The organism is Burkholderia sp. E168m23 (genome assembly GCF_016586125.1).
In the GTDB taxonomy this organism is placed as follows: domain Bacteria; phylum Pseudomonadota; class Gammaproteobacteria; order Burkholderiales; family Burkholderiaceae; genus Burkholderia; species Burkholderia orbicola.
On the sequence record NZ_BCPP01001472.1, the window covers coordinates 1 to 1045 of the forward strand.

General features: G+C 68.7%; 1 pseudogene. It reads left to right on the forward strand.

From position 1 onward, the window contains the following. Positions 1-1045: pseudogene (locus JMF90_RS38235) on the forward strand (cation acetate symporter); the annotation flags it as partial.

A 1045-nucleotide genomic window follows, 5' to 3' on the forward strand; every position in this document is an offset into this window, starting at 1 on the left:
GATGAAGAACGGGCTCGGCCCCGTGCCGCAGTTCAATTACGGCAAGCTGATGGAGCGCGTCGCGGCGCGCGAGGCGCAGGTGCGCGACGCGCACGACGAGCAGCAGGTGCGCGATGCGTATCGCCGGCAGGCCGCGGCTATTCAGACGCGGCTCGACCGGCTGCCGGCGTCCTATGCGGATGCGCGTCGACATCTCGTCGACCAGCTTGCCGACCTGCGCCGTCACAACGGGCCGCTGCGCGAGATCAGCCAGCGCGAGCGCGAACTGGCCGATTTCCCGCGCGATCCGGCAGCGGCGCGCGTGGCGTGGACGCAGGCGCGCGACGACCTGCTCGCGCGGGCCGAGCCGCCCGTGCCGATGCACGAGCCGTTTCCGGCCGCGAGCGAAGACGAACGCAAGCCGCGCGAGCGGAATTTCCTCGCGCTGCTGCTGTGCCTGTCGCTCGGCACCGCGAGCCTGCCGCACATCCTGACGCGCTACAACACGACCACGTCGGTCGCGTCGGCACGGCGCTCGGTCGGCTGGACGCTGTTCTTCATCGCGCTGTTCTACCTGAGCGTGCCGGTGCTCGCGGTGCTGATCAAGTACGAGATCCTCGCGAATCTCGTCGGGCGGCCGTTCGCCGAATTGCCGGCGTGGGTCACGCAATGGCATCACTTCGAACCCGACCTGATCAGCGTCGTCGAGGTGATTCGCGACGGCATCGTGCACTGGTCGGAAATCCAGATGCAGCCGGACATGGTCGTGCTGGCCGCGCCGGAGATCGCGGGGCTGCCGTACGTGGTGTCGGGGCTGATCGCGGCCGGTGCGCTGGCTGCGGCGCTGTCGACCGCGGACGGGTTGCTGCTGACGATCGCGAATGCGCTGTCGCACGACGTCTATTACTGCATGGTCGCGCCCGATGCGTCGAGCCAGCGGCGCGTGACGATCTCGAAGGTGCTGCTGCTGGGGGTGGCGCTGTTCGCGTCGTATGTCGCGTCGCTCAATACCGGGAAGATCCTGTTCCTCGTCGGCGCCGCGTTTTCGCTGGCGGCGTCGAGCTTC